The 20,492-nt window shown below is 66.8% G+C and carries 19 protein-coding genes; 10 read left to right on the top strand and 9 right to left on the bottom strand.

Annotated features, from left to right (window positions below):
- Positions 1-26: 26 nt before the first annotated feature.
- Positions 27-1,010, bottom strand: coding sequence for a hypothetical protein (locus tag ABZ004_RS36960; RefSeq protein WP_355686427.1), 984 nt, complete (start codon positions 1,008-1,010; stop codon positions 27-29).
- Between the two features lie 52 nt (positions 1,011-1,062).
- Entirely contained in the window at positions 1,063-2,307 is a 1,245-nt protein-coding gene (locus ABZ004_RS36955) for a DUF4032 domain-containing protein (protein WP_355686426.1), read from the bottom strand.
- A gap of 108 nt (positions 2,308-2,415) precedes the next feature.
- Between ABZ004_RS36955 and ABZ004_RS36950 the strand changes: the two genes are divergently transcribed.
- The 5 genes from ABZ004_RS36950 to ABZ004_RS36930 all read left to right on the top strand — a co-directional run bounded on the left by ABZ004_RS36950 (position 2,416) and on the right by ABZ004_RS36930 (position 8,545).
- A complete protein-coding gene (locus ABZ004_RS36950) occupies positions 2,416-3,423 on the top strand; it encodes a LacI family DNA-binding transcriptional regulator (RefSeq protein WP_355686424.1) in 1,008 nt (335 codons plus the stop codon).
- A 273-nt stretch (positions 3,424-3,696) separates the two neighbouring features.
- On the top strand, positions 3,697-5,070 hold the full coding sequence (locus ABZ004_RS36945; RefSeq protein WP_355686422.1) for an extracellular solute-binding protein: 1,374 nt from the start codon (positions 3,697-3,699) through the stop codon (positions 5,068-5,070).
- Positions 5,070-5,993 carry a sugar ABC transporter permease gene (locus tag ABZ004_RS36940; protein WP_355686420.1) on the top strand — a complete coding sequence of 308 codons (924 nt, stop codon included), beginning with the start codon at positions 5,070-5,072 and terminating at the stop codon, positions 5,991-5,993. The genes ABZ004_RS36945 and ABZ004_RS36940 overlap by 1 nt, the downstream gene beginning before the upstream one ends.
- 8 nt (positions 5,994-6,001) lie before the next feature.
- Entirely contained in the window at positions 6,002-6,967 is a 966-nt protein-coding gene (locus tag ABZ004_RS36935) for a carbohydrate ABC transporter permease (protein ID WP_355686419.1), read from the top strand.
- A 30-nt stretch (positions 6,968-6,997) separates the two neighbouring features.
- A complete protein-coding gene (locus ABZ004_RS36930; protein WP_355686417.1) occupies positions 6,998-8,545 on the top strand; it encodes a glycoside hydrolase family 13 protein in 1,548 nt (515 codons plus the stop codon).
- 52 nt (positions 8,546-8,597) lie between these two features.
- Here the strand turns inward: ABZ004_RS36930 and ABZ004_RS36925 are convergent, their stop codons facing one another.
- The 5 genes from ABZ004_RS36925 to ABZ004_RS36905 form a co-directional block, all read right to left on the bottom strand.
- On the bottom strand, positions 8,598-10,829 hold the full coding sequence (locus ABZ004_RS36925; RefSeq protein WP_355686416.1) for a heavy metal translocating P-type ATPase: 2,232 nt from the start codon (positions 10,827-10,829) through the stop codon (positions 8,598-8,600).
- Positions 10,830-10,840: 11 nt separating this feature from the next.
- The gene (locus ABZ004_RS36920) at positions 10,841-11,857 is read right to left on the bottom strand and encodes a hypothetical protein (protein WP_355686414.1); all 1,017 of its coding nucleotides are present in this window, start codon (positions 11,855-11,857) and stop codon (positions 10,841-10,843) included.
- Entirely contained in the window at positions 11,854-12,072 is a 219-nt protein-coding gene (locus ABZ004_RS36915; protein WP_355686413.1) for a heavy-metal-associated domain-containing protein, read from the bottom strand. Before ABZ004_RS36915 ends, ABZ004_RS36920 begins: the two co-directional genes overlap by 4 nt.
- 74 nt (positions 12,073-12,146) lie before the next feature.
- Complete coding sequence (locus ABZ004_RS36910; RefSeq protein WP_112244735.1) at positions 12,147-12,428, bottom strand: metal-sensitive transcriptional regulator; 282 nt, start codon at positions 12,426-12,428, stop codon at positions 12,147-12,149.
- Positions 12,429-12,570: 142 nt separating this feature from the next.
- Positions 12,571-13,041, bottom strand: coding sequence for a nuclear transport factor 2 family protein (locus tag ABZ004_RS36905; RefSeq protein ID WP_355686412.1), 471 nt, complete (start codon positions 13,039-13,041; stop codon positions 12,571-12,573).
- A 114-nt stretch (positions 13,042-13,155) separates the two neighbouring features.
- Here ABZ004_RS36905 and ABZ004_RS36900 point away from each other — a divergent pair, with 114 nt between their 5' ends.
- The 4 genes from ABZ004_RS36900 to ABZ004_RS36885 all read left to right on the top strand — a co-directional run bounded on the left by ABZ004_RS36900 (position 13,156) and on the right by ABZ004_RS36885 (position 16,981).
- Complete coding sequence (locus tag ABZ004_RS36900; protein ID WP_355686410.1) at positions 13,156-13,881, top strand: RNA polymerase sigma factor; 726 nt, start codon at positions 13,156-13,158, stop codon at positions 13,879-13,881.
- Positions 13,874-14,974 carry a CU044_5270 family protein gene (locus tag ABZ004_RS36895; protein WP_355686408.1) on the top strand — a complete coding sequence of 367 codons (1,101 nt, stop codon included), beginning with the start codon at positions 13,874-13,876 and terminating at the stop codon, positions 14,972-14,974. The genes ABZ004_RS36900 and ABZ004_RS36895 overlap by 8 nt, the downstream gene beginning before the upstream one ends.
- Positions 14,975-15,062: 88 nt before the next feature.
- A complete protein-coding gene (locus tag ABZ004_RS36890) occupies positions 15,063-15,995 on the top strand; it encodes an ATP-binding cassette domain-containing protein (RefSeq protein WP_355686407.1) in 933 nt (310 codons plus the stop codon).
- A complete protein-coding gene (locus ABZ004_RS36885) occupies positions 15,992-16,981 on the top strand; it encodes an ABC transporter permease subunit (RefSeq protein ID WP_355686406.1) in 990 nt (329 codons plus the stop codon). The genes ABZ004_RS36890 and ABZ004_RS36885 overlap by 4 nt, the downstream gene beginning before the upstream one ends.
- A gap of 119 nt (positions 16,982-17,100) precedes the next feature.
- Here ABZ004_RS36885 and ugpC read toward each other — a convergent pair whose 3' ends face one another.
- Positions 17,101-18,180, bottom strand: a complete 1,080-nt coding sequence (gene ugpC, locus ABZ004_RS36880) for a sn-glycerol-3-phosphate ABC transporter ATP-binding protein UgpC (RefSeq protein ID WP_355686404.1) — start codon at positions 18,178-18,180, stop codon at positions 17,101-17,103.
- A 232-nt stretch (positions 18,181-18,412) separates the two neighbouring features.
- Between ugpC and ABZ004_RS36875 the strand changes: the two genes are divergently transcribed.
- Positions 18,413-19,438 carry a LacI family DNA-binding transcriptional regulator gene (locus ABZ004_RS36875; protein WP_355686403.1) on the top strand — a complete coding sequence of 342 codons (1,026 nt, stop codon included), beginning with the start codon at positions 18,413-18,415 and terminating at the stop codon, positions 19,436-19,438.
- Positions 19,439-19,452: 14 nt separating this feature from the next.
- On the opposite strand, the gene ABZ004_RS36870 is transcribed toward ABZ004_RS36875, so the two are convergent.
- Positions 19,453-20,394, bottom strand: coding sequence for a helix-turn-helix domain-containing protein (locus tag ABZ004_RS36870; RefSeq protein ID WP_355686401.1), 942 nt, complete (start codon positions 20,392-20,394; stop codon positions 19,453-19,455).
- Positions 20,395-20,492: the final 98 nt, after the last annotated feature.

Raw genomic sequence — 20,492 nt, 5'->3', positions numbered from 1 at the left:
GCAGCCCTGCGCCGCGCAACAGGCTGTTATCGCCGGCCGGTGACTAGGGGCCGAAGTTTTGTCTGGAGAGCGTCGGAGGTGAAGACGCGGAGCAGCACCGTCTGCTCGTCGTAGTTGATAAACCGGGGACAGCTGTCCTGACCGGAGGACGTCCCGGGGAGAACGAAGGCGGCGACCTTCTGGCCGGTGCGTGCGGTGCGGACCACTGCCTGGTAGGTCGCTTCGCGGATCGGGAGGGTCAGGGGCCTGGGGTTGTAGTCACAAGCCACGCGACCGGCGCTTGCGCCCGGGGTGGCGGTGATGCAGATGATCAGCTGGATGCGCGTCTTGTCGAGCTCACCGTTGTAGCTGCTGGCGGCATCCCACTTCTCCGGCAGAGCGACGTCCGTCGCCTCGGCGTCCGGCGGGAGCGACCGATTGAGGGCGATCGGGTGAAGCCCAGGACCGCTGAACTGCGCGGCGCTCGGGCTGAGCACGTAGCGCTGCGGTTTCTCGCAGGCCAGCCGGAGGGATGGTGCCTCCAACCCGCTCTTCGGTGCAGCCAACGGTGTGGTCGGCCCGCCTGGTACGCCGGTTGGCAAGCTGCAGGGTGAGGTGAAGGTCAGATCCACCTGATCGATGAAGCGGAGGTTCAGCTCGACCGTGAATCCATCCATGCTCCGTCCCGTGACGGTCCGCACGTCGTCAGCCGTCCTTTCGGTGACGCTGAATCCGTTGCTGGTCAGCCAGTTTTTGATCGGGATGAAATGCGGATCCGAGTGCTCTGCACCGACCGCGAGTCCGGCTGCCCAGGTCCTACCGACACCCGGGCAACCGGTAGCCTCCGCCAGGTCGCTCTCCCGTGCCTGCGGGGCCACCTCGTCCTTCACCCGCTCGACGTAGGCCTTCAACCGCGTCACGGAGTCCTCTTGCCGAACCTTCGGCCCGTCGTCACGGCCTTTCCCGTCCGGCGCACAGGACGCCAGTACTACGGCGCTGAGGAGCGCGGCTGCCAACCGGAGACTCTGCACCGGGCCATCTTTGCTGAGCAGAGTTCGAAGACGGCAGGTTGGCCTGAACCGGTCAGTCGAGGTCGGGGTCGACTGTGCTTCCGGGTGGGGGTGCCGGTGGGAGGGTCAGCTTTTCGTCGGGCTTTGCCGCCAGGACGTCGTCTACGTAGGAGCGGGCGGCTTCCATGGTGTCTATTTCGTGGCCGGCTTGTTCGGAGAGGAACCAGCGGTGTTCGAGGACCTCGTGGAAGACCTCGGCCGGTTCGAGTTTGCGGTTGAGGTTGCGGGGGACCGAGCGGACGACTGGTTCGAAGACGTCGGTCAGCCATTGGTGGGCGACGATCTCTTCGTCCTCGTTCTGCTGGTCGGTCGCGGCCGCGAAGGAGTCGAGGTCGTTCAGCAGGCGGCGGGCCTGGTTCTCCTCGACGTCGAGACCGGTGAGCCGCAGCAGGCGGCGGCTGTGGTGGCCGGCGTCGACGACCTTCGGCTGGATCCGGACCTGGCTGCCGTCCCAGTCGGTGATGATGTCGATCTCGGCGACGTCGAAGCCGAGCTCGTTCAGCCGCCGGATCCGCGAGTCGAGCCGGTGCATCTCGTCGGTGTGGAACTCCTCCGGCGCGGTCAGCTCCTTCCAGAGCGCCTCGTACCGCGCGGTGATGGAGTGGATCGTCTCCAGCGGGTCGATGTCCGAGTCGAGCAGACCGCCCTCCTCCAGGTCGGACAGCTCGCCGAACAGGTTGATCTCGGCGGTGTACAGATCATGGGCGCGCTGACCATCGGAGATGTCCTGATGCAGCTCGCCGGTCTCCGCATCGACCAGGTACGCCGCGAAGGCGCCCGCGTCGCGCCGGAACAACGTGTTCGACAGCGAGCAGTCACCCCAGAAGAACCCGAGCAGGTGCAGCCGCACGATCAATGCGACCAGCGCGTCGATCAACCGGTTGACCGTGTCCGGCCGGAGTGTGGACGAGAACAGCGCCCGGTACGGCAAGGAGAACTGCAGGTGCTTGGTCACCAGGATCGAATCGAGCGGCTCCCCGTTGCGGTCGAGCCGGTCGGTGATCACGCCGACGGGTTCGACGGACGGCGAGTCGAGCCGTTCGAGATCCCGCAGCAACCGGTACTCGTGCATGGCGAGGTGTTCCATCACCTCTTTGATCGCGTAGACCGTGCCGCCGACCCGGACGAAGCGGACGACGTGCCGGGAGATACCGCGGGGCAGAGCGACCAGCTGGTCCTCCGGCCAGTCCTCCAGAGGGATGTCCCAGGGGAGCGAGAGCAGGCCGGTGTCCGGGCGAGTGGCGACGAAGCGAGGCACCCGCCCAGTGTGTCAGCTTCGGCCGGGAGAATGTTGAGCATTCAGGAGCTGAACCGGCAAGCGCAAGTGGACGCAAATTCTTGCGGATAATGGCGTACTGTTTGCGTTATGACACGTCGTCTTGCAGAGGTGGCCAAGAAGGTCGGTGTGAGTGAAGCGACGGTGAGTCGCGTGCTGAACGGGAAGCCGGGGGTCTCTGAGGCCACCCGCGAGGCGGTGCTGACCGCGCTCGACGTGCTCGGTTACGAGCGGCCGACCCAGTTGCGCGGCGACCGCGCCCGGCTGGTCGGCCTGGTGCTGCCGGAGTTGCAAAACCCGATCTTCCCGGCGTTCGCCGAGGTGGTCGGCGGGGCGCTCGCCCAGCAAGGTTTCACCTCCTTGCTCTGCACCAGGACGGTCGGCGGTGTCTCCGAGGCCGACTACGTGGATCTGCTCCTCCAGCAGCAGGTCTCGGGGGTCGTGTTCGCCGGTGGCTTCTATGCCCAGGCCGATGCGCCGCACGCGCACTACGAGCTGATCCAGGAGCGCAAGCTGCCGACCGTGCTGGTCAACGCGGCCGTCGACCACCTCGGGTTCCCCCAGGTCTCGTCGGACGACGTGGTCGCGGCCGAGATGGCGATCGGGCACCTGCGCGCGCTCGGGCACCAGAAGATCGGCATGGTGCTCGGCCCGCGTGACCACATCCCGTCCCGGCGGAAGCTGGACGCCTTCCTGAACTCGCCCGAGGCCGACCCCGAGCTGGTCGAGCACACGATGTTCTCGCTCGAGGGCGGGCACGCCGCAGCCACCCGGCTGGTCAAGCAGGGCGTCACCGGCATCGTCTGCGCGAGCGACATCCTGGCGCTCGGGGCGATCCGCGCCGTACGCCGGGCAGGGCTCAATGTGCCGGACGACGTCTCGGTGATCGGGTACGACGACTCGGCGATGATGAACTGCACCGATCCGCCACTGACCACGGTCCGGCAGCCGATCGACGCGATGGGCCGGGCGGCCGTGGACATGCTGGTCGCCCTGATCGAGCGGGCCGCCGTACCGGCCGACGAGCTGCTGTTCGAGCCGGAGCTGGTGGTCCGGGCCTCGACCGCCCGGATGAAGGCCGCCGTGCCGGCGAGCTGACAGACCACCCGGTGAGCTAGGCAGACCGGCGAGCTGACAACGACAGACAGATCAGAACCTGAACAAGTACGTGTGGTAATCACCTGACCACAAAGGGCCAGAGTCGCGCCAACGCGGCTCTGGCCCTTTGCTATACCTGCAAGTTCCGCAAAGGAGTCACGTTTTTGCAACTTGAGGTTGAAGTATTGCGCTGATCCGGTCAGATTGCCTACGGTGTGGCCCACATCAGAGGGGCGGGACGGATGTCGCCCTCGCCAGCAGAAGGGCAGATCGATGAGGACTAGCCAACGCAGGGCGCTGAGCTTGCTGCTCGTGGCAGGGCTTGGCCTGGCGGCCGCGTCCTGTGGATCGGACGACAAGCCGGCGGCGCAGAGCTCGGGGGGAGCCGACGCCAAGGTGACCATCACGGTCGGCTGCGAGCCGCCGAAGAGCAACCCGAAGGAACGGGCCGGCTGGGAGGAGGACGTGAAGACCTTCCAGGGCCTGCACCCGAACATCACCATCGAGAGTAAGGATGCGTTCCCCTGCATCAACCCGGACACCTTCCAGGCGAAGCTGGCGGGCGGCACGCAGGAAGACGTCTTCTACGTCTACTACACGGACGTGCAGAAGATCATCAAGGCCAAGCAGGCCGCCGACATCAGCCAGTACGTCGGCAGCGTGAAGGCGCTCGCGGACGTCCGGCCGGACGTCAAGGGTGTCTTCAACGACGGGGACAAGACGTACGGCGTCCCGCGCAACAACTACAACATGGGCCTGGTCTACAACCGCAAGCTGTTCACCCAGGCCGGGCTGAACCCGGATGCCCCGCCGAAGACGTGGGCCGAGGTGCAGGAGGCGGCGAAGAAGATCTCCGCGCTCGGGCCCGGCTACACCGGCTTCGGTGAGTACTCCGCGGGCAACACCGGCGGCTGGCACTTCGCCGCCTCGCTGTACGCCCGGGGCGGGTCGATGGTGAGTGACGACGGCAAGAGCGCCGCGTTCAACAGCCCCGAGGGCAAGGCCGTGCTGGAGAACCTGAAGCAGATGCGCTGGAACGACAACAGCATGGGCACCAAGCAGCTGCTGCAGTGGGAAGACCTGATGCGGATGATGGGTTCGGGCAAGCTCGGCATGATGATCGGTGCGCCGGACGTCGTGCAGTCGGTGAACAACGACTTCCAGGGCAAGTTCGACGACTACGGCGTCGCCGCCGTGCCGGAGTCGGAGGGCAAGTCGTCGCTGAGCGGTGGCGACGGCTACATGTTCAACCCGAAGGCGAGCCCGGAGAAGATCAAGGCCGGACTGCTCTGGCTGGAGTTCCACGAGCTGACGCCGGGCAAGGGCCAGTTCAACTACGCGCGGGCCAAGGAGCAGGGCCGTCCGGTCGGCCTGCCGATCCCGGATCTGTTCGGCGACTCCGCGCCCGGCAAGGAGATTGTTGCCCTGCGCAAGCAGTACGCTACCGTGCCGGTCGACCACTTCACGCCGTACGTGACTGCTCAGGCGAGCATCACCAACAAGCTCGAGCCGCCGAAGGCGCAGGAGCTGTACGCCGTCCTCGACGTGGCGATGTCCGCGGTCCTCACCCGGAAGGACGCCGACATCGACAAGCTCCTGGCGGACGCCTCTTCGAAGGCGGACAAGATTCTCGCCAAGAACAGCTGATGGCGGTACTGACCGCGAAACCGCCGGTGCGCCGCTCCCTTCCCCAGGGAGCGGCGCGCCGCGCGGTCGGCAGGAACCTCACGGCGTACGGGTTCCTCTGCGGCGCCTTGATCTGTTTCGCCTTCTTCTCCTGGTATCCGATGATCCGCGAGATCATCCTGAGCTTCCAGAGCACCAACTTCGTCGACCCGGCCAAGTGGGTCGGCCTGGACAACTTCAAGACCGTCTTCGCCGACTCTGCCTTCAAGGCCGCCTGGCTGAACACGGCCGCCTTCAGTGGGCTCGCACTGATCGTCGGGTACGCGATCCCGTTCGTGCTCGCCATCATTCTGAACGAGCTGCGGCACGCGAAGGCGTACCTGCGTTTCGTGGTCTACCTGCCGGTGATGCTCCCGCCTGCCGTCGGAGTGCTGCTCTTCAAGTGGTTCTACGATCCGGGCGCCGGCCTGTTCAACCAGATCCTCGACGGCTTCGGCGTCCCTCCGCTGAGCTGGCTGGACTCCACCAGTACGGCGTTGATCTCGCTCGTCATCGTCTCGACCTGGATGAACCTCGGCACCGGCACGCTGATCTACCTGGCCGCGCTGCAAAGCATCCCGGGTGAGCTGTACGAGTCGGCCGAGCTGGACGGCGCCGGACTCTTCCGCCGCGTCTGGCATGTGACGATCCCGCAGACCAAGCTGATCCTGCTGGTGATGCTGCTCCTGCAGGTCGTCGCCACCATGCAGGTGTTCATCGAGCCGTACCTGCTGACCGGCGGTGGGCCGGAGAACGCGACCGTGACGGTGGCATACCTGATGTACCAGTACGCCTTCAACTTCGGCGACTTCGGTGGCGGTGGTGCGCTGGGCCTGATGCTGATGGTCGTACTGATGGTGTTCTCGGCGATCTACCTGCGGATCTCGCGGGACAACCAGAGCTAGGGGCGACGATGACCACCACACTGAATCGACCACCGTTGCTCAAGGCAACCACGCCTGCCCCGGCGCTCCGTAGTACGAGAAGGAAGAAGGACCGCAGCTACGAGACGCGCAGCCTGGTCTCGCCGATGTCGTTGCAGACCTGGCACGGCAAGCTGGTCTACTGGACCGTCCTGGTCGTCGTCGTGATCGGGTTCACCCTCGCCTTCGTGTTCCCGTTGTACTGGATGGTGACCGGCGCGCTGAAGTCGCCGGAGGAGTTGGCGCAGATTCCGCCGAGCTTCTTCCCCAAGCACTTCGACTTCGGCGTCTACGCGGACGCCTGGGACCAACTGCAACTCGGCGTCTTCCTGAAGAACACTGTCCTGTACGCCGGGGGCGCGTGGATCTTCACGCTCGCGGTCGACGTGACTGCGGCGTACGCGCTCTCCAAGCTCCGTCCGTACTTCGGCAAACTGATCCTCGGACTCATGCTGGCCACGTTGATGATCCCGCCGATGGTGCTCCTGTTGCCGACCTACCTGGTGGCGAAGGACGTCCCGCTGTTCCACTTCGATCTGCTCAACACCCCGTGGGCGATCTGGTTGCCGGCGGCCGCGAACGGGTTCTTCATCTTCCTGCTCAAGCGGTTCTTTGACTCGATCCCGCGCGAACTGCTGGAGGCGGCCGAGATCGACGGCGCGTCGCCGATGCGGATCCTCTGGTCGATCGTGCTGCCGGTCTCCCGGCCGATCCTCGGCGTCGTCTCCATCCTGTCGGTGGTGACGGTCTGGAAGGACTTCGTCTGGCCGCTGCTGGTGCTGCCGGAGACCGACAAGATGTCGATCAGCGTCGGCATCGCGTCGCTGTCCGCGCAGATGCCGCAGAACGTGCTGATCGCGTCGCTGGTGATCGCCAGTCTGCCGACCATCCTTGTTTTCTTCGTGTTCCAGCGCAGCATCATGGCGGGTCTCACCGCCGGAAGCCTCAAAGGCTGATCCCCTCACTCACCCCCTAAGGAGAAAGCAATGTCGGATACATGGTGGCGCGGAGCCGCGATCTACCAGGTCTACCTCCGAAGCTTTGCCGACGGCAACGGTGACGGGATCGGCGACCTCGCCGGGCTGCGGGCGAAGCTGCCGTACCTGGCCGAGCTCGGCGTCGACGCGATCTGGCTGAACCCGTGGTACCCGTCGCCGATGGCCGACGGCGGGTACGACGTGGCCGACTACCGCGCGATCGAGCCGAGTTTCGGGAGCCTGGCCGAGGCGGAGGCGTACATCGCCGAGGCGCACGCGCTGGGCATCCGGACCATCATCGACATCGTCCCGAACCACGGCTCGGACCAGCAGGACTGGTTCGTCGCCGCCCTGGCCGCCGGACCCGGATCGCCCGAGCGGGAGCGGTTCATCTTCCGCCAGGGCCGGGAGGGCGGGCTGCCGCCGAACGACTGGCAGTCCATCTTCAACGGGCCCGCCTGGACGCAGGTGCCGGACGGGGAGTGGTACCTGCACCTGTTCGCCCCGGAGCAGCCGGACTTCAACTGGCGCAATCCGGAGGTGGTCGAGGAGTTCCACGCCATCCTGCGGTTCTGGCTGGACCGCGGTGTCGACGGGATCCGGATCGACAGCGCGGCAGTGCTCTTCAAGGATCTGGACAGCGTCGAGGAGTCGTACACCGATCACGACGAGGTGCACGAGGTCTACCGCGGCTGGCGGCAGATCACCGACTCGTACGAGGGCCGCTTCCTGGTCGGCGAGATGTGGATGCCGGACCAGGAACGCTTCGCGCTCTACCTGCGCCCGGACGAGATGCAGACCGCGTTCAACTTCGACTTCCTGTCCCGCCCGTGGGACGCCGCCGAACTGCGCGAGTCGATCGACCTCACATTGACCACGCACGTGCCGATCGGAGCACCGCCGACCTGGGTGCTCTCGAACCACGACGTGACCCGGCCGGTCACGAAGTACGGGCGTCCGGACACCTCCTTCTCCCACCAGGACCGTAAGCACGGGATGGTCACCGACCCGGTCCTCGGTGAGCGCCGGGCGCGCGCGGCTGCCCTGCTCGCGATGGCGCTGCCGGGCGGGCTGTACGTCTACCAGGGTGAGGAGCTCGGCCTGCCCGAGGTCGAGAACCTGCCGGACGAGCTGCTCCAGGACCCGCTCTGGGCGCGCTCGGGCGGCACCGATCGCGGCCGCGACGGCTGCCGCGTCCCGATCCCGTGGTCCGGCAAGGAGCCGCCGTTCGGTTTCGGATCCGGTACGCCGTGGTTGCCGCAACCCGCCGACTGGAAGAACCTCACCGTCGAGTCCCAGCACGACGACCAGAACTCGATGCTGACCCTCTACCGCACCGGCCTGCGCATCCGGCGTACCGAACTCGGCGACGGCACCCTCACCTGGCTCGACTCCGAACCCGGTGTCCTCCTCTTCGCCCGCGACTCCGGCCTCAAATGCCTCGTCAACCTCAGCCCGGCGCCGGTCGCCCTCCCCGAGCACACCGCCCTACTACTCAGCAGCAACCCGCTGGAAGACGGCAAACTCCCCACCGACACAACAGCCTGGTTCCGCTGAAAGCCACCGACGCACGGAGACGCCCACCTGCCGTCTCCGTGCGTCGGTCTGTTCAGTTCAGGGGCTGGAAGCGGCGCAGTCGCAGGCTGTTGGTGACTACGAAGACTGAGCTGAAGGCCATCGCGGCGCCGGCGAGCATGGGGTTGAGGAGGCCAGCCGCAGCCAGGGGGAGGGCGGCGACGTTGTAGGCGAAGGCCCAGAACAGGTTGCCTTTGATGGTTCGCAGCGTACGGCGGGACAGGCGGATCGCGTCGGCTGCCGACCTCAGGTCGCCGCGCACCAAGGTGAGGTCGCTCGCCTCGATCGCCACATCGGTCCCGGTGCCCATGCTCAGCCCGAGATCTGCCTGAGCCAGCGCAGCGGCGTCGTTCACGCCGTCGCCGACCATCGCGACCACCCGGCCTTCGCTCTGCAGCTTCTTCACCGCATCGACCTTGTCGGCCGGCAGCACTTCGGCGATGACCTCGTCGATGCCCACCTCGGCCGCGACCTTCTGCGCCACGGCCTCGTTGTCGCCGGTCAGCAGCACCGGCCGAAGTCCCAACGCCCGCAGCTGTTTGATCGCCTCGGCCGAACTCGGCTTCACCGTGTCGGCGACGACGAGCACGGCGCGCGCCTTCCCATCCCAGCCGACTGCGACCGCAGTACTGCCCTCAGCCTCCGCGTGCTCCTTGGCATGTGCGAGCTCGTCAGGTAGGTACTGACTCCACTCCTCCAGGAGCTTAGTGCGCCCGACAAGCACCGCATGCCCGTCCACAATCCCTTGCACGCCAAGGCCTTCGACGTTTCCGAAGTCCTCGACCTCGGGCAACTTACCAACCTCATCAGCGGCCCCGCGAGCCACCGCTTGAGCGATCGGGTGCTCGCTGGAATGCTCCAGCGCGCCCGCCAACCGTAGTACGGCGGCCCGCTCTTCACCCGGCGCCAAGAGCACGTCGACCAGCGCCATCCGCCCGGTCGTCACCGTGCCGGTCTTGTCCAGTACGACGGTGTCGACGCGCCGGGTCGATTCGAGCACCTCCGGACCCTTGATCAGGATGCCCAGCTGTGCACCTCGCCCGGTGCCGACCATCAATGCGGTCGGCGTCGCCAAGCCGAGTGCACACGGGCAGGCAATGATCAGTACTGCGACGGCTGCGGTGAACGCGACCTCCGTCGGGGAGCCGTTGCCGAGCCAGAAGCCCAACGTGGCAAGGGCAAGCCCGATCACGATCGGCACGAAGATCCCGGAGACCCGGTCGGCCAGCCGTTGAACGGCCGCCTTGCCGTTCTGTGCGTCCTCCACCAGCCGAGCCATCTGCGCGAGCTGCGTGTCGGACCCGACCCGGGTCGCCCTGACGATCAACCGGCCGCCCGCGTTGACGGTCGCGCCGACGACGGCGTCGCCTTGGCCGACCTCGACCGGTACGGATTCGCCGGTCAGCAGCGAGGCGTCGACCGCGCTGCTGCCGGTGACGATCACGCCGTCGGTGGCGATCTTCTCGCCCGGCCGGACGACGAACTCGTTGCCCACAGCAAGCTGGTCGGCGGGGATGCGGACCTCCTCACCGTTTCGTAGTACGGCGACGTCCTTCGCGCCGAGCTCCAGCAGGGCTTTCAGGGCAGCTCCGGAGCGGCGCTTGGCGCGGGCTTCGAAGTACCGGCCGGCCAGGATGAAGGTCGTCACGCCGGCCGCGACCTCGAGGTAGATCTCCTCGGCGCCCCCGCCGCGGGACGGGATCAGCGTGAACGGCATCGTCATCCCGCGTTCGCCGGCCTCGCCGAGGAACAATGCGTAGAGCGACCACAGGTAGGCGCTGACGACGCCCAGCGAGATGAGCGTGTCCATCGTCGCGGCGCCGTGCCGCAGGTTCGTCCAGGTCGCCTTGTGGAACGGCCAGGCCGCCCAGGTGACCACCGGGGTCGCCAGCGTCAGCGAAGCCCATTGCCAGTAGTCGAACTGCAGCGCCGGAATCATGCCCAGGGCAATGACCGGTACGGCGAGGGCGATGCTGGTGTAGAGCCTCTCCCGCAAGGGCCGCAGCTCATCGGGAGCATCTTCTTTATCGCTGGACGGCGGTGCCGGCAGCGCTGCGGTGTAGCCGGTGGCTTCGACGGTCGCTACCAGGTCGTCGGTGCTGATGCCGTCCGCGAAGGTGACCTTCGCCTTCTCGGTGGAGTAGTTCACCGTGGCGGTGACGCCGTCCATCCGGTTCAGCTTCTTCTCGACCCGGGCGGCGCAGGAGGCGCACGTCATGCCACCGATGACGAGTTCGACGGAGTTCTGTGGTGCAGGGTTGGTCATAGCGCCTCCTCTCAGTGGCCGTGAGGTGTTTCTTCGGAGTGCGGTGTTTCGCCGGAGCCGGGTGTCGGTACGCCTGTGGGCACGATCGCCTTGCCGGTGACATCGACCCGGAACTCCGCGGTGTGCACCTTGCCCGCGTGCTGGAAGTCCAGGAACAGGCTGTAGGTACTCGGAGTCGGGAAAGTGGTGCCGAACTTGATCGCCGGGCCGCCCTTGTCACCCGGCTTCGCTTCCTGCGCGGGGTGGTTGTGCAGGTACGCGAGGTCACCGCTGCGCAGCGACACCAGATGTCCGAAGGCGCCCAGGTACGGCTGGAGGTCGGTGACCGGCTTGCCGTTCTTGCTGACGCTGAAGGTCAGCTCCGACTCCTTGCCGGCGACCGGGGTGCCCGCGAGCGTCACGTCGTACCCGTCGGTGCTGGTCACGCTCGATGCCTCGGGCAACGGAACCGGGACGTACAAACCGTCGACGTTGACGTCGCTGCCGAGGGTCAGGGTCTTGCCGTGGCCGGCCGGCTGGAAGTCGGTGAAGATCCGCCAGGTGCCGCCCGCGGTGAAGTCGAACGGGATGCTCCAGGCGCCACTCGCGTCCATGGTCGGGTGCACGTGCCGGAAACCCGAGAGATCCCGCCGTACGACGATCAGGTGCAGATCCTTCTCATGCGTCTTCGTGTACTGCGTGACGGGCTTGCCCTCCGGACCCACGATGGTGAACTTCAGCGGTTGCTTGCCCTTGTGGAAGAACGTGGTCGCCGGAACGAGCGTGTAGCCGTCCTGCGAGACCGCGAGCCCCGGCGGTTGCGCGCCCACGGCGTCCATCTGGTGCCCGGCCATCGCGCCTCCGTCCTTACCGTCCCCAGCGGTTCCTGTGCCGTCGCCCATGCCGGCCATCGGCTGGTCGCCGCTCTTCGGCGCCGGATCGGCTGCCGCGATCGGGTCAACCGCGGAACCGAGTGCGAACGCGGCGCCGAACGCCAGCGCCAACGCACCGGCGTACGCGCCGAGCCTCAACGCGACAGCCCGCTTCACGATGCGACCAGTTCGTATCCCGCCTCGTCGACGGCTTCGCGCACTGCCGTGTCGTCGAGGGCGGTGTCGCTGGTGACGTGCACGGCGGAGGTGCCGCCGGCGTTGAGGTCGATGCTGACCTCCTGAACTCCGACCAGCTTGCTGATTTCCTCGGTGACAGCTGCCGTGCAGTGCCCGCAGGTCATGCCGCTGACGGAGTAGGTGGTGGTGGTCATGGTCTTGTGCTCCTAGCTCGGGTTCGTAGTCCAGCGAAAGGAAGGGGAAAGAAAGGTGCCCGGATTGGCGGTGCTCAGCTGCGGACGAGGCGGGCGATCGCGTCGGAGGCCTCGCGGACCTTCTCCTCCGCCTCAGCGCCACCCTTCTGCGCCGCCTCGACCACGCAATGCGACAGATGCTCGTCGAGCAGCTCCAACGAGAACGACTGGAGCGCCTTCGTCGCCGCGGAGACCTGAGTGAGGATGTCGATGCAGTACTTGTCCTCCTCGACCATCCGCTGCAGCCCGCGAACCTGCCCCTCGATCCGCCGCAGTCGCTTGAGGTGACTGGACTTCTCCGAGGTGTATCCGTGCACGTGTTCTTCGCCGCTCATGGCAGGTCCTCTTTCTCCACAGCTACCCCCTAGGGGTATCCCGACACCCAGAAACTACCCCCTAGGGGTATCAAAAGCAACCCCCGCCCGATACCGGGCGGGGGTATTTTCAAGTTGACCTGGATCAGAGTCCGAGGTCGGTCAGGCCTGGGTGGTCTTCGGGGCGGATGCCTGGGGTGTCCCAGTGGAAGAGGCGGTCGGTGGCGTCGATGGGCTGGTCGTTGATGCTGGCTCGGCGGACCCGCATCAGCCCGTTCTCGTCGAACTCCCAGTTCTCGTTGCCGTGCGAGCGGAACCACTGCCCGCTGCTGTCCCGCGACTCGTACACGAACCGCACCGCGATCCGATCGTCGGTGAACGCCCACAACTCCTTGATCAGCCGGTACTCCAGCTCGCGCGCCCACTTCTGGGTCAGAAACTCGACCACCTCCGCCCGCCCGTTGACGAAGACGTCCCGATTCCGCCAGTAGGTGTCCGGCGTATAGGCCAGCGAGACCGTCTCAGCATCCTGCTTGTTCCATGCATTCTCGGCAGCGCGCACCTTCTGGATCGCGGTCTCCCGCGTGAACGGCGGCAACGGCGGTCGAGCACTCACGACATCTCCTCCGGTCTGCTGGCCTGATCACCAGATGTCCACAGTATCCAATCCACCCGTGGACCAGTCGGCGCCTACCGTGAACGCGGGTGAGGCGGTCGGTCAACAACAGATATGACAGTGACCCGCAACCACACCCCGGAGGCTGACATCGGCATCGAGGACCCACCCAGCGATCCACGCTCGGGCACCGAACGCCGTACCGGCGGTCCCGGATCCGGTGCGGATCGGGGCGGCGGCGTACGCCGTACCGGCGGTCCGGGGTCTGTTGAGGATCGGCCGGATCTTGGGGGAGAGGACTGCGGGCCGGAGTTCGCCCGGTTGTTCGACACCTATGCCGCGTCGTTGCACCGGTATCTGGCGCGTCGGGTCGGAGTCGAACAAGCCCACGACCTGGTCAGCGAGACCTTCCTCGCGGCTTTCCGGCAACGGCATCGCTACGATCCGGCTGAGGCGGCGATCCGCGCCTGGCTCTACGGCATCGCGACCAACCTCGCCCGCCACCACGTACGGCAGGAGATCCGCGGCCTCCGGGCAACAGCCCGCTCCGACGGCCGTACCGGAGCCTGGCAACCGCCGCACGACGGCCAAGTAGCCGACCGCGTCGACGCCCAAGCGATGGCCCAGCAACTCGCCCCGGCGATCGCCGACCTCTCCGACGGAGACCGAGACGTGCTGTTCCTGATCTCTTGGGCACAGCTGACCACCGTCGAAGTCGCGGACGCCCTCGGCATCCCGGTCGGCACGGTCCGCTCCAGATTGCATCGGATCCGCCGCCAACTGCGGACCAGCGCCGCCATCCACAACACCCTCACCACGGAGGCGACTCCCCATGACTGACGACAAGCTGATCGACCTGTGGTCCGACGATGACCTCGACCGCGCCCTCGACGCTCTGCACGACGACGTCCGCACCGACCCGTCGCGCCTGGCCGCCACCCGTACCGCCATCCTCACCACCATCGGTGAACCGACCAGTTCCCCCGACCAGCCCGTACGCCGTGAGCCTGACCAGCCTGTACGCCGTACGCGGCGGTGGGCCTACTCCCTCGTCGTGGCCGCCGCCGTGGTTGCCCTCGTCACCACCGGATTCCTGGTCACCGCCTCCGGACCAGGCGGCACCGCGGAAGCCAAGTCGGTGCTGAACATGTCGGCCGAGCACATCGGCGCCAAGGATCTGGTGGTTCCGCCGGGGAAGTACCTCTATCGCGTCGACCACAGCTGGCAGGAAGCCCGATACGACAACGGTGGCAAGCAATTGCGAGTCCTCCAGGAGTTTCAATCCGAGACCTGGATTCCTGCAAACCGGGCAGAAGAATGGATCCGGCGCAGCACCTACACGGGCCGGCACCAGTGGGTCACCGGCTCAGAGGAGGAAGCAGCCAGTCTCGGCATCAAAGTGGAGCAACCGGACCCGAAGATCGAGAAGGCCAACTGCGGCGACTTCGCCGGCAGCCACCAGAGCTGCGACTTCGAAGGCAGCTGGGGTGACCCGACACCGGCCTGGATCGCCGGACTGCCGACCGATCCGAAGGCGCTGTACGAGCGGCTGCAGCAGGATGCTCCGCACAACTTCCGTAGCGACCACCTAGCCGGCGTGTTCGGCCGGGGCGACAACGAGTTGGTCGTCTACGCCCGGGATGCCCTCCGATCGGGCCTGCTGCCGGCCGCAGTACGGGCGAATCTGTATCGGGCGCTGGGCTACATCGACGACTTGGGCGTCTCCGACCGCGCGGTCAACCTGGACGGAAAGACCGGGGTCGCGCTGAGCACCGACGACGGCAAGACGCGGGAGGAGATCATCATCGACCCAACCACCGGCGATTACATCGGCGGCCGCACCATCGGCACCAGCGGCCCCGACCGCAACCGGGTCAGCGCCTTCAGCTCAGTCACCACAACCGTTGTGGGCGCTCCGTTTGCCACAAAGTGAAATCGGCCCCTCATCCTCCTGGGGTGAACCAACCATCGTGGGAGGGTGAGCGTCTCCTTAGCCGAGGAGTACGTGAGAGAGGGGTGACATGCCGGAGCTGGCGGTCAGTACCAGGGGGTTGCGGAAGACGTACCGCACCCGGCGGGGGAAGAAGGTGGTGGCCGTCCAGGGTCTCGACCTCGACGTACCGATCGGGGGAGTGCACGGCTTCCTCGGTCCGAACGGTTCCGGTAAGACCACCTCGATCCGGATGCTGCTCGGTCTTGTGCGGGCGGATGCGGGAACGATGACGGTCTTCGACCAGGTCGTGCCGCGGCATCTGCCGGACGTGGTCGGCCGGGTCGGCGCGATCGTCGAGTCACCCAAGTTCTTCCCGGCCTTCACCGGCCGCAAGAACCTGGAGCTGCTCGCCGACGCGATCGGTGCCCCGCGCACCCGGGTCGGTGAGGTGCTCGAGGAGACCTCGCTCGGGGAACGCGGCAAGGACCGGTTCAAGAGCTACTCGCTCGGCATGAAGCAGCGGTTGGCGATCGCCGCGACGCTCCTCAAGGAACCGGATCTGCTGATCTTCGACGAGCCGACCAACGGCCTCGACCCGGCCGGTATCCGGGAGATCCGCGAGACCATGCGTGGCCTGGGCGACCAGGGCCGGACCGTGCTGGTCAGCAGCCACATCCTGGCCGAGGTCGAGCAGGTCGCGGACACCGTATCGATCATCGGGCACGGCCGGTTGCTCGCCTCCGGAACTGTCGCCGAAGTGATCGGCAGCAGCGTCGCCGGCACCGTGAAGGTTGCCGTCGACAACCATGAGTCGGCGACCCGGATCCTGACCGCGGCCGGCCTAACAGTCCGGGCCGACGGCAACTATCTGCTGATCGATGGCGCCGAGCATTCCGCCGATGTGACCAGAAGGCTTGCCCAGCAGGAGTTGTACGTCTCCGAGCTGATCCCGGTCCGTGCCGATCTTGAATCGGTGTTCCTCGAACTCACCGCTGACGAAGGCCTGGGAGGCACCCGATGATCCGCCTCACCGGGGTCGAACTCCGCCGCCTCGTCTCCCGCCGGCTCACCATGATCGGCGTCGCCGCAGTGCTGCTGATCACCGGCATCTTGCTGGTCGCCGTCTGGAACGACGCCAAACCGCTGTCGGCAGCGGACCAGCGCAATGCCCAGGTCAACTTCGAGCAGGCGCAGAAGGACTGGGAGCTGAACGGCGCGCAGTACAAGAAGGACTGTGAAGAGAGTTGGAAGACCCAGCCGGATCCGAAGCCGCCGTTCGAGGAGGCTTGCAAGATCACTGAGCCGACCCTTGACCAATTCGGCAAGCCGCAGACCAAGTTCGTCGAGCTCATGCCGGAGCTGCTCCGCGGATCGTCCTACTTGCTGGCGTTCGCGGCCTTCCTGATCGGCGCCAGTTTTGTCGGCGCCGAGTTCAGTAGCGGGTCGATCAGCAACTGGCTCACCTTCGAACCGCGCCGGCTGCGGGTCTATGGCAGCAAACTGCTGGCAGCGGCGACCGGCATGCTCCCGGTCGCGGTGGTGATTCTCGGGGTCCTGATGGCCGGCGCCTACGCGATCGTCGCTTCGATGGGCATCACCGCGGGTACGACGGGCAAGGTCTGGGGCGATCTGGCCGGTACGGCGGGGCGCACGGTGCTGATGACTGCGGTCGCGGGCGCCCTCGGTGGCGTCTTCGCGTTGCTGCTGCGGCACACCGCGGCGGCGGTCGGAGTCGCGATGGGCTATCTCGTGCTGGTCGAGGGCGTGTTCGGCAGCTTCCTGGTGAAGGCTCAGCCGTGGCTGGTGAAGCTGAACTTCGACGCCTGGATCAAGCACGACACCACGTACTACGTGGAGAACTGCAAATCGACTCCCGACGGCGGATACTTCTGCGACAGCATCGAGAAGACGCTGAGCTTCGAGCACGGCGTCTGGTACCTCGGGATCGCGGTCGTGCTCCTGGTCGCCCTCGGCGCGACCGTCTTCCACCGACGAGACATCAGCTGATGCTCGAGCGTCCGTAGTACCGGATGAACGAACGCCGGCCCCGGGTGGAAGAACCACCCGGGGCCGGCGTCACGTCGTACCTTCGCTCCTCCGCTTTCCTTCCCTTTGTTTCAGGAAGTTCAGGCGGTGAGGCGCTCCTCGGTCGAGGACGAGAACAGGTGCAGCTTGTCGTTCTGCGCCTCCAGGTGGATCAGCGAGCCCTTCTCGACGTTCATGCGAGCGCCGATCTTGGCCACGATCTGCTGGTGGTTGCCGTCGTGCTCGGCGGTCCCGTAGAGGAACGCGTCAGCGCCGAGCTCCTCGATCACGGCGACCTTCACCGGCAGGCCGACGTCGGAGACCTTGAAGGCCTCCGGACGGACGCCGATCGACACGGTCTTGTCGTTGCCGGCCTTGGCCAGGATGTCGCGCGACACCGGGATCGTGTAGTCGCCGACCTTGACGCCGCTCTCGACCAGGTCGCCGGTCAGCAGGTTCATCGCGGGCGAGCCGATGAAGCCGGCCACGAACAGGTTCTTCGGGTTGTCGTACAGGTTCAGCGGGGTGTCGACCTGCTGGAGCAGACCGTCCTTGAGTACCGCGACCCGGTCGCCCATCGTCATGGCCTCGACCTGGTCGTGGGTGACGTAGACGGTCGTGACGCCGAGGCGCTGCTGCAGCTCGGCGATCTGGGTGCGGGTCTGGACACGCAGCTTGGCGTCGAGGTTCGACAGCGGCTCGTCCATCAGGAAGACCTGCGGGTTACGCACGATGGCGCGACCCATCGCGACGCGCTGACGCTGACCACCGGACAGCGCCTTCGGCTTGCGGTCCAGGTACTCCTCGAGGCCGAGCAGCTTGGCGGCCTCCTGGACCCGCTTGGCGCGGTCCTCCTTGGAGACACCCTGCATCTTCAGCGCGAAGCCCATGTTGTCCGCGACCGACATGTGCGGGTACAGCGCGTAGTTCTGGAACACCATGGCGATGTCCCGGTCTTTCGGCGGCTTGTGCGTGACGTCACGCTCGCCGATGTAGATCGAACCCTCGTTGACCTCTTCGAGGCCGGCCAGCATCCGCAGCGAGGTGGACTTTCCACACCCCGACGGACCGACCAGAACCATGAACTCGCCGTCCTCGATCTCGAGGTTCAGCTTGTCGACGGCGGGCTTGTCAGAACCGGGGTAGACCCGGGTCGCCGCCTTGAACGAGACAGTAGCCATGACGCTTCCTTCCTTCACCGGCAGGAACGTGCCGGACGATCCGAGTAAAGGCCCCCAGGCGGGGGTCCGCCCATCCTCGCTTGGGCATCAGCTCCTGACAAGGTGTACGGCGTGTGAGATGTCCGCAGTGTTCACGGACTGGACAACTTCGAGCAGGTTGGCCAGGCGTTGAGTCTGCAATTTCTTGCATGATCTTGCTGCAAATTCACAGGTCGCTGGGTAAGGTGCGGCCGTGAGCAGTAGAGCGCGGCTGGCGGACATCGCGGCCAAGGCGGGGGTCAGCGAGGCGACGGTCTCTCGGGTGCTGAACGGCAAACCCGGGGTCGCCGAGGAGACGAAGCAGGCGGTCCTGACCGCGTTGGACGTGCTCGGCTTCGAGCGCCCGACGCGGTTGCGGCGCCGGTCGGCCGGGCTGATCGGGCTGGTGATGCCGGAGCTGATCAACCCGATCTTCCCGGCGTTCGCCCAAGTGATCGAGTCCGCCTTGTCGCAGCGCGGGTTCACGCCGGTGCTCTGTACCCAGTCGCCGTCGGGTGCGACGGAGGAGGAGTACGTCGAGATGCTGCTCGAGCGCGGCGTCTCGGGGATCATCTTCGTCTCGGGTCTGCACGCCGACACCGGCGCCGACCACGCGCGGTACCAGTCGCTGGTGGACCGGCATCTCCCGGTCGTCTTCGTGAACGGCTGGCTGCCTGGGGTCGAGGCTCCTTTCATCTCTTCCGATGAATACGCCGCGATGGAGCTGGCGGTCACGCATCTGGTGTCTTTGGGGCATCGCCGGATCGGCTTCGCCTCCGGGCCGGAACGCTTCATCGTCGTCCAGCGCAAACTGGCCGGCTACCGCACCGCGATGAAGGCCCAACTCGGGCTGTCCGACGAAGAGGTCGACAACCTCGTCTCCCTCAGCATGTTCGGAGTAGAAGGCGGAGCTGCCGCAGCCCAACGCCTCCTGGACCTCGACGTCTCCGCAGTCGTCTGCGGCTCCGACATGATGGCCCTAGGCGTCATCCGAGCCGCCCGCCAACGCGGCCTCTCCGTCCCCGGCGACATCTCGGTAGTCGGCTACGACGACGCCCCCATGATGGAATTCACCGACCCCCCGATGACCACCGTCCGCCAGCCCGTCCAGGCGATGGGCCTAGCCGCCGTCCAGTCGTTGCTCGAAGAGGTCCGAGGCCACGCCACCCCCCGCACCGAATTCCTCTTCCGCCCAGAACTGGTAGTCCGCAACACCACCGGCCCCCACCGCACCACCTGAACCATGAGTCGCGGTTACAGGCGTCTGCCCAGGACGGCCGCGCCCAGCAGCGTCAGGCGATGGAAGCCGTTGGCGCCGTGACGCTGGGTGCTCAGCATTCCGGCCTTCCGGAGTACGCCGACGTGGTGGCTGATGTTGGCGGCCGACACCCCCAGCTCGTGGGCCAGCTCGGTCGTGGTGCGGCCGGCCGCGACCGCGCCCAGCACCGCGGCGCGGGTGTTCCCGACCATGGCGGCCAGTGAAGAGTCCGCGACCGGCCCGGGGCGGGTGGCCGGGTAGACCAGCACAGGTGGGAGTGCGGGGTCCTTCAAAGTGATCGGGACGTCCTCACAGAAGTAGGACGGGATCAGCTCCAGGCCCCGCCCGCCCAGGCGCAGGTTCTGGTCGACGGGGTACTCGATCTCCAGGACCGGGCGGCGCCAGACCGCGGCCGGGTGGAGGGTGGCGAGCAGCCGGTCGACGCCGTCCGCCTCGAGGATCCGCCGGCGCATCTCGGCGTCTTCGGCGACGAGCCGTAGTACGGCCGGCCAGATCGGCCCCAGGGCGGAGTGGTGGTACGCGCGGACGGCCGTGCCGAGCCAGCGGAGCGCCCGCGCGTCGCCGTCCGCGACGGCGAGGTTGGCCGCGCCGAGGCGACGGATGGCGCCGAGCTCGCGCAGATCGGCGGCGATTCGCTCACCCGGGGTGTGCAGGAGTGCGGCGACGGCTTCTTCGATCCCCGAGCCGGGGAGGTCGGGGGTGAGGAAGTCCGGCGAGTATCCCCAGGGCCAGGCGAGTTCGAGCAGCGGTTCGGCGCCGTAGATCCGGCGCGCGGCATCCTGGCGCCAGTCCGCGAAGTGGCGGCCGCCATCGCTCTGCAGCACATGGAGGCTCAGCAGCGCCTCCCACAGCGGGTGTGGGGTGTCGCGGATCTGGAGCCGGGCGAGGTCGGTGGCGGAGAAATGGATCCTGAGCATAGGTACCTCCGGCGATGTGGTCCGGCTGTCGTGGGGGGGGGGGCGGCGGGTTGGGCTTGCCTTTCGTCTTTTTTGCCGGCGGGGTGGTTGGTGGGGTT

The organism is Kribbella sp. NPDC006257, assembly GCF_040613535.1.
Taxonomy (GTDB): Bacteria; Actinomycetota; Actinomycetes; order Propionibacteriales; family Kribbellaceae; genus Kribbella.
Note: the sequence above shows the minus strand (reverse complement) of the source record. Positions and strands in the feature narration are given on the sequence as shown.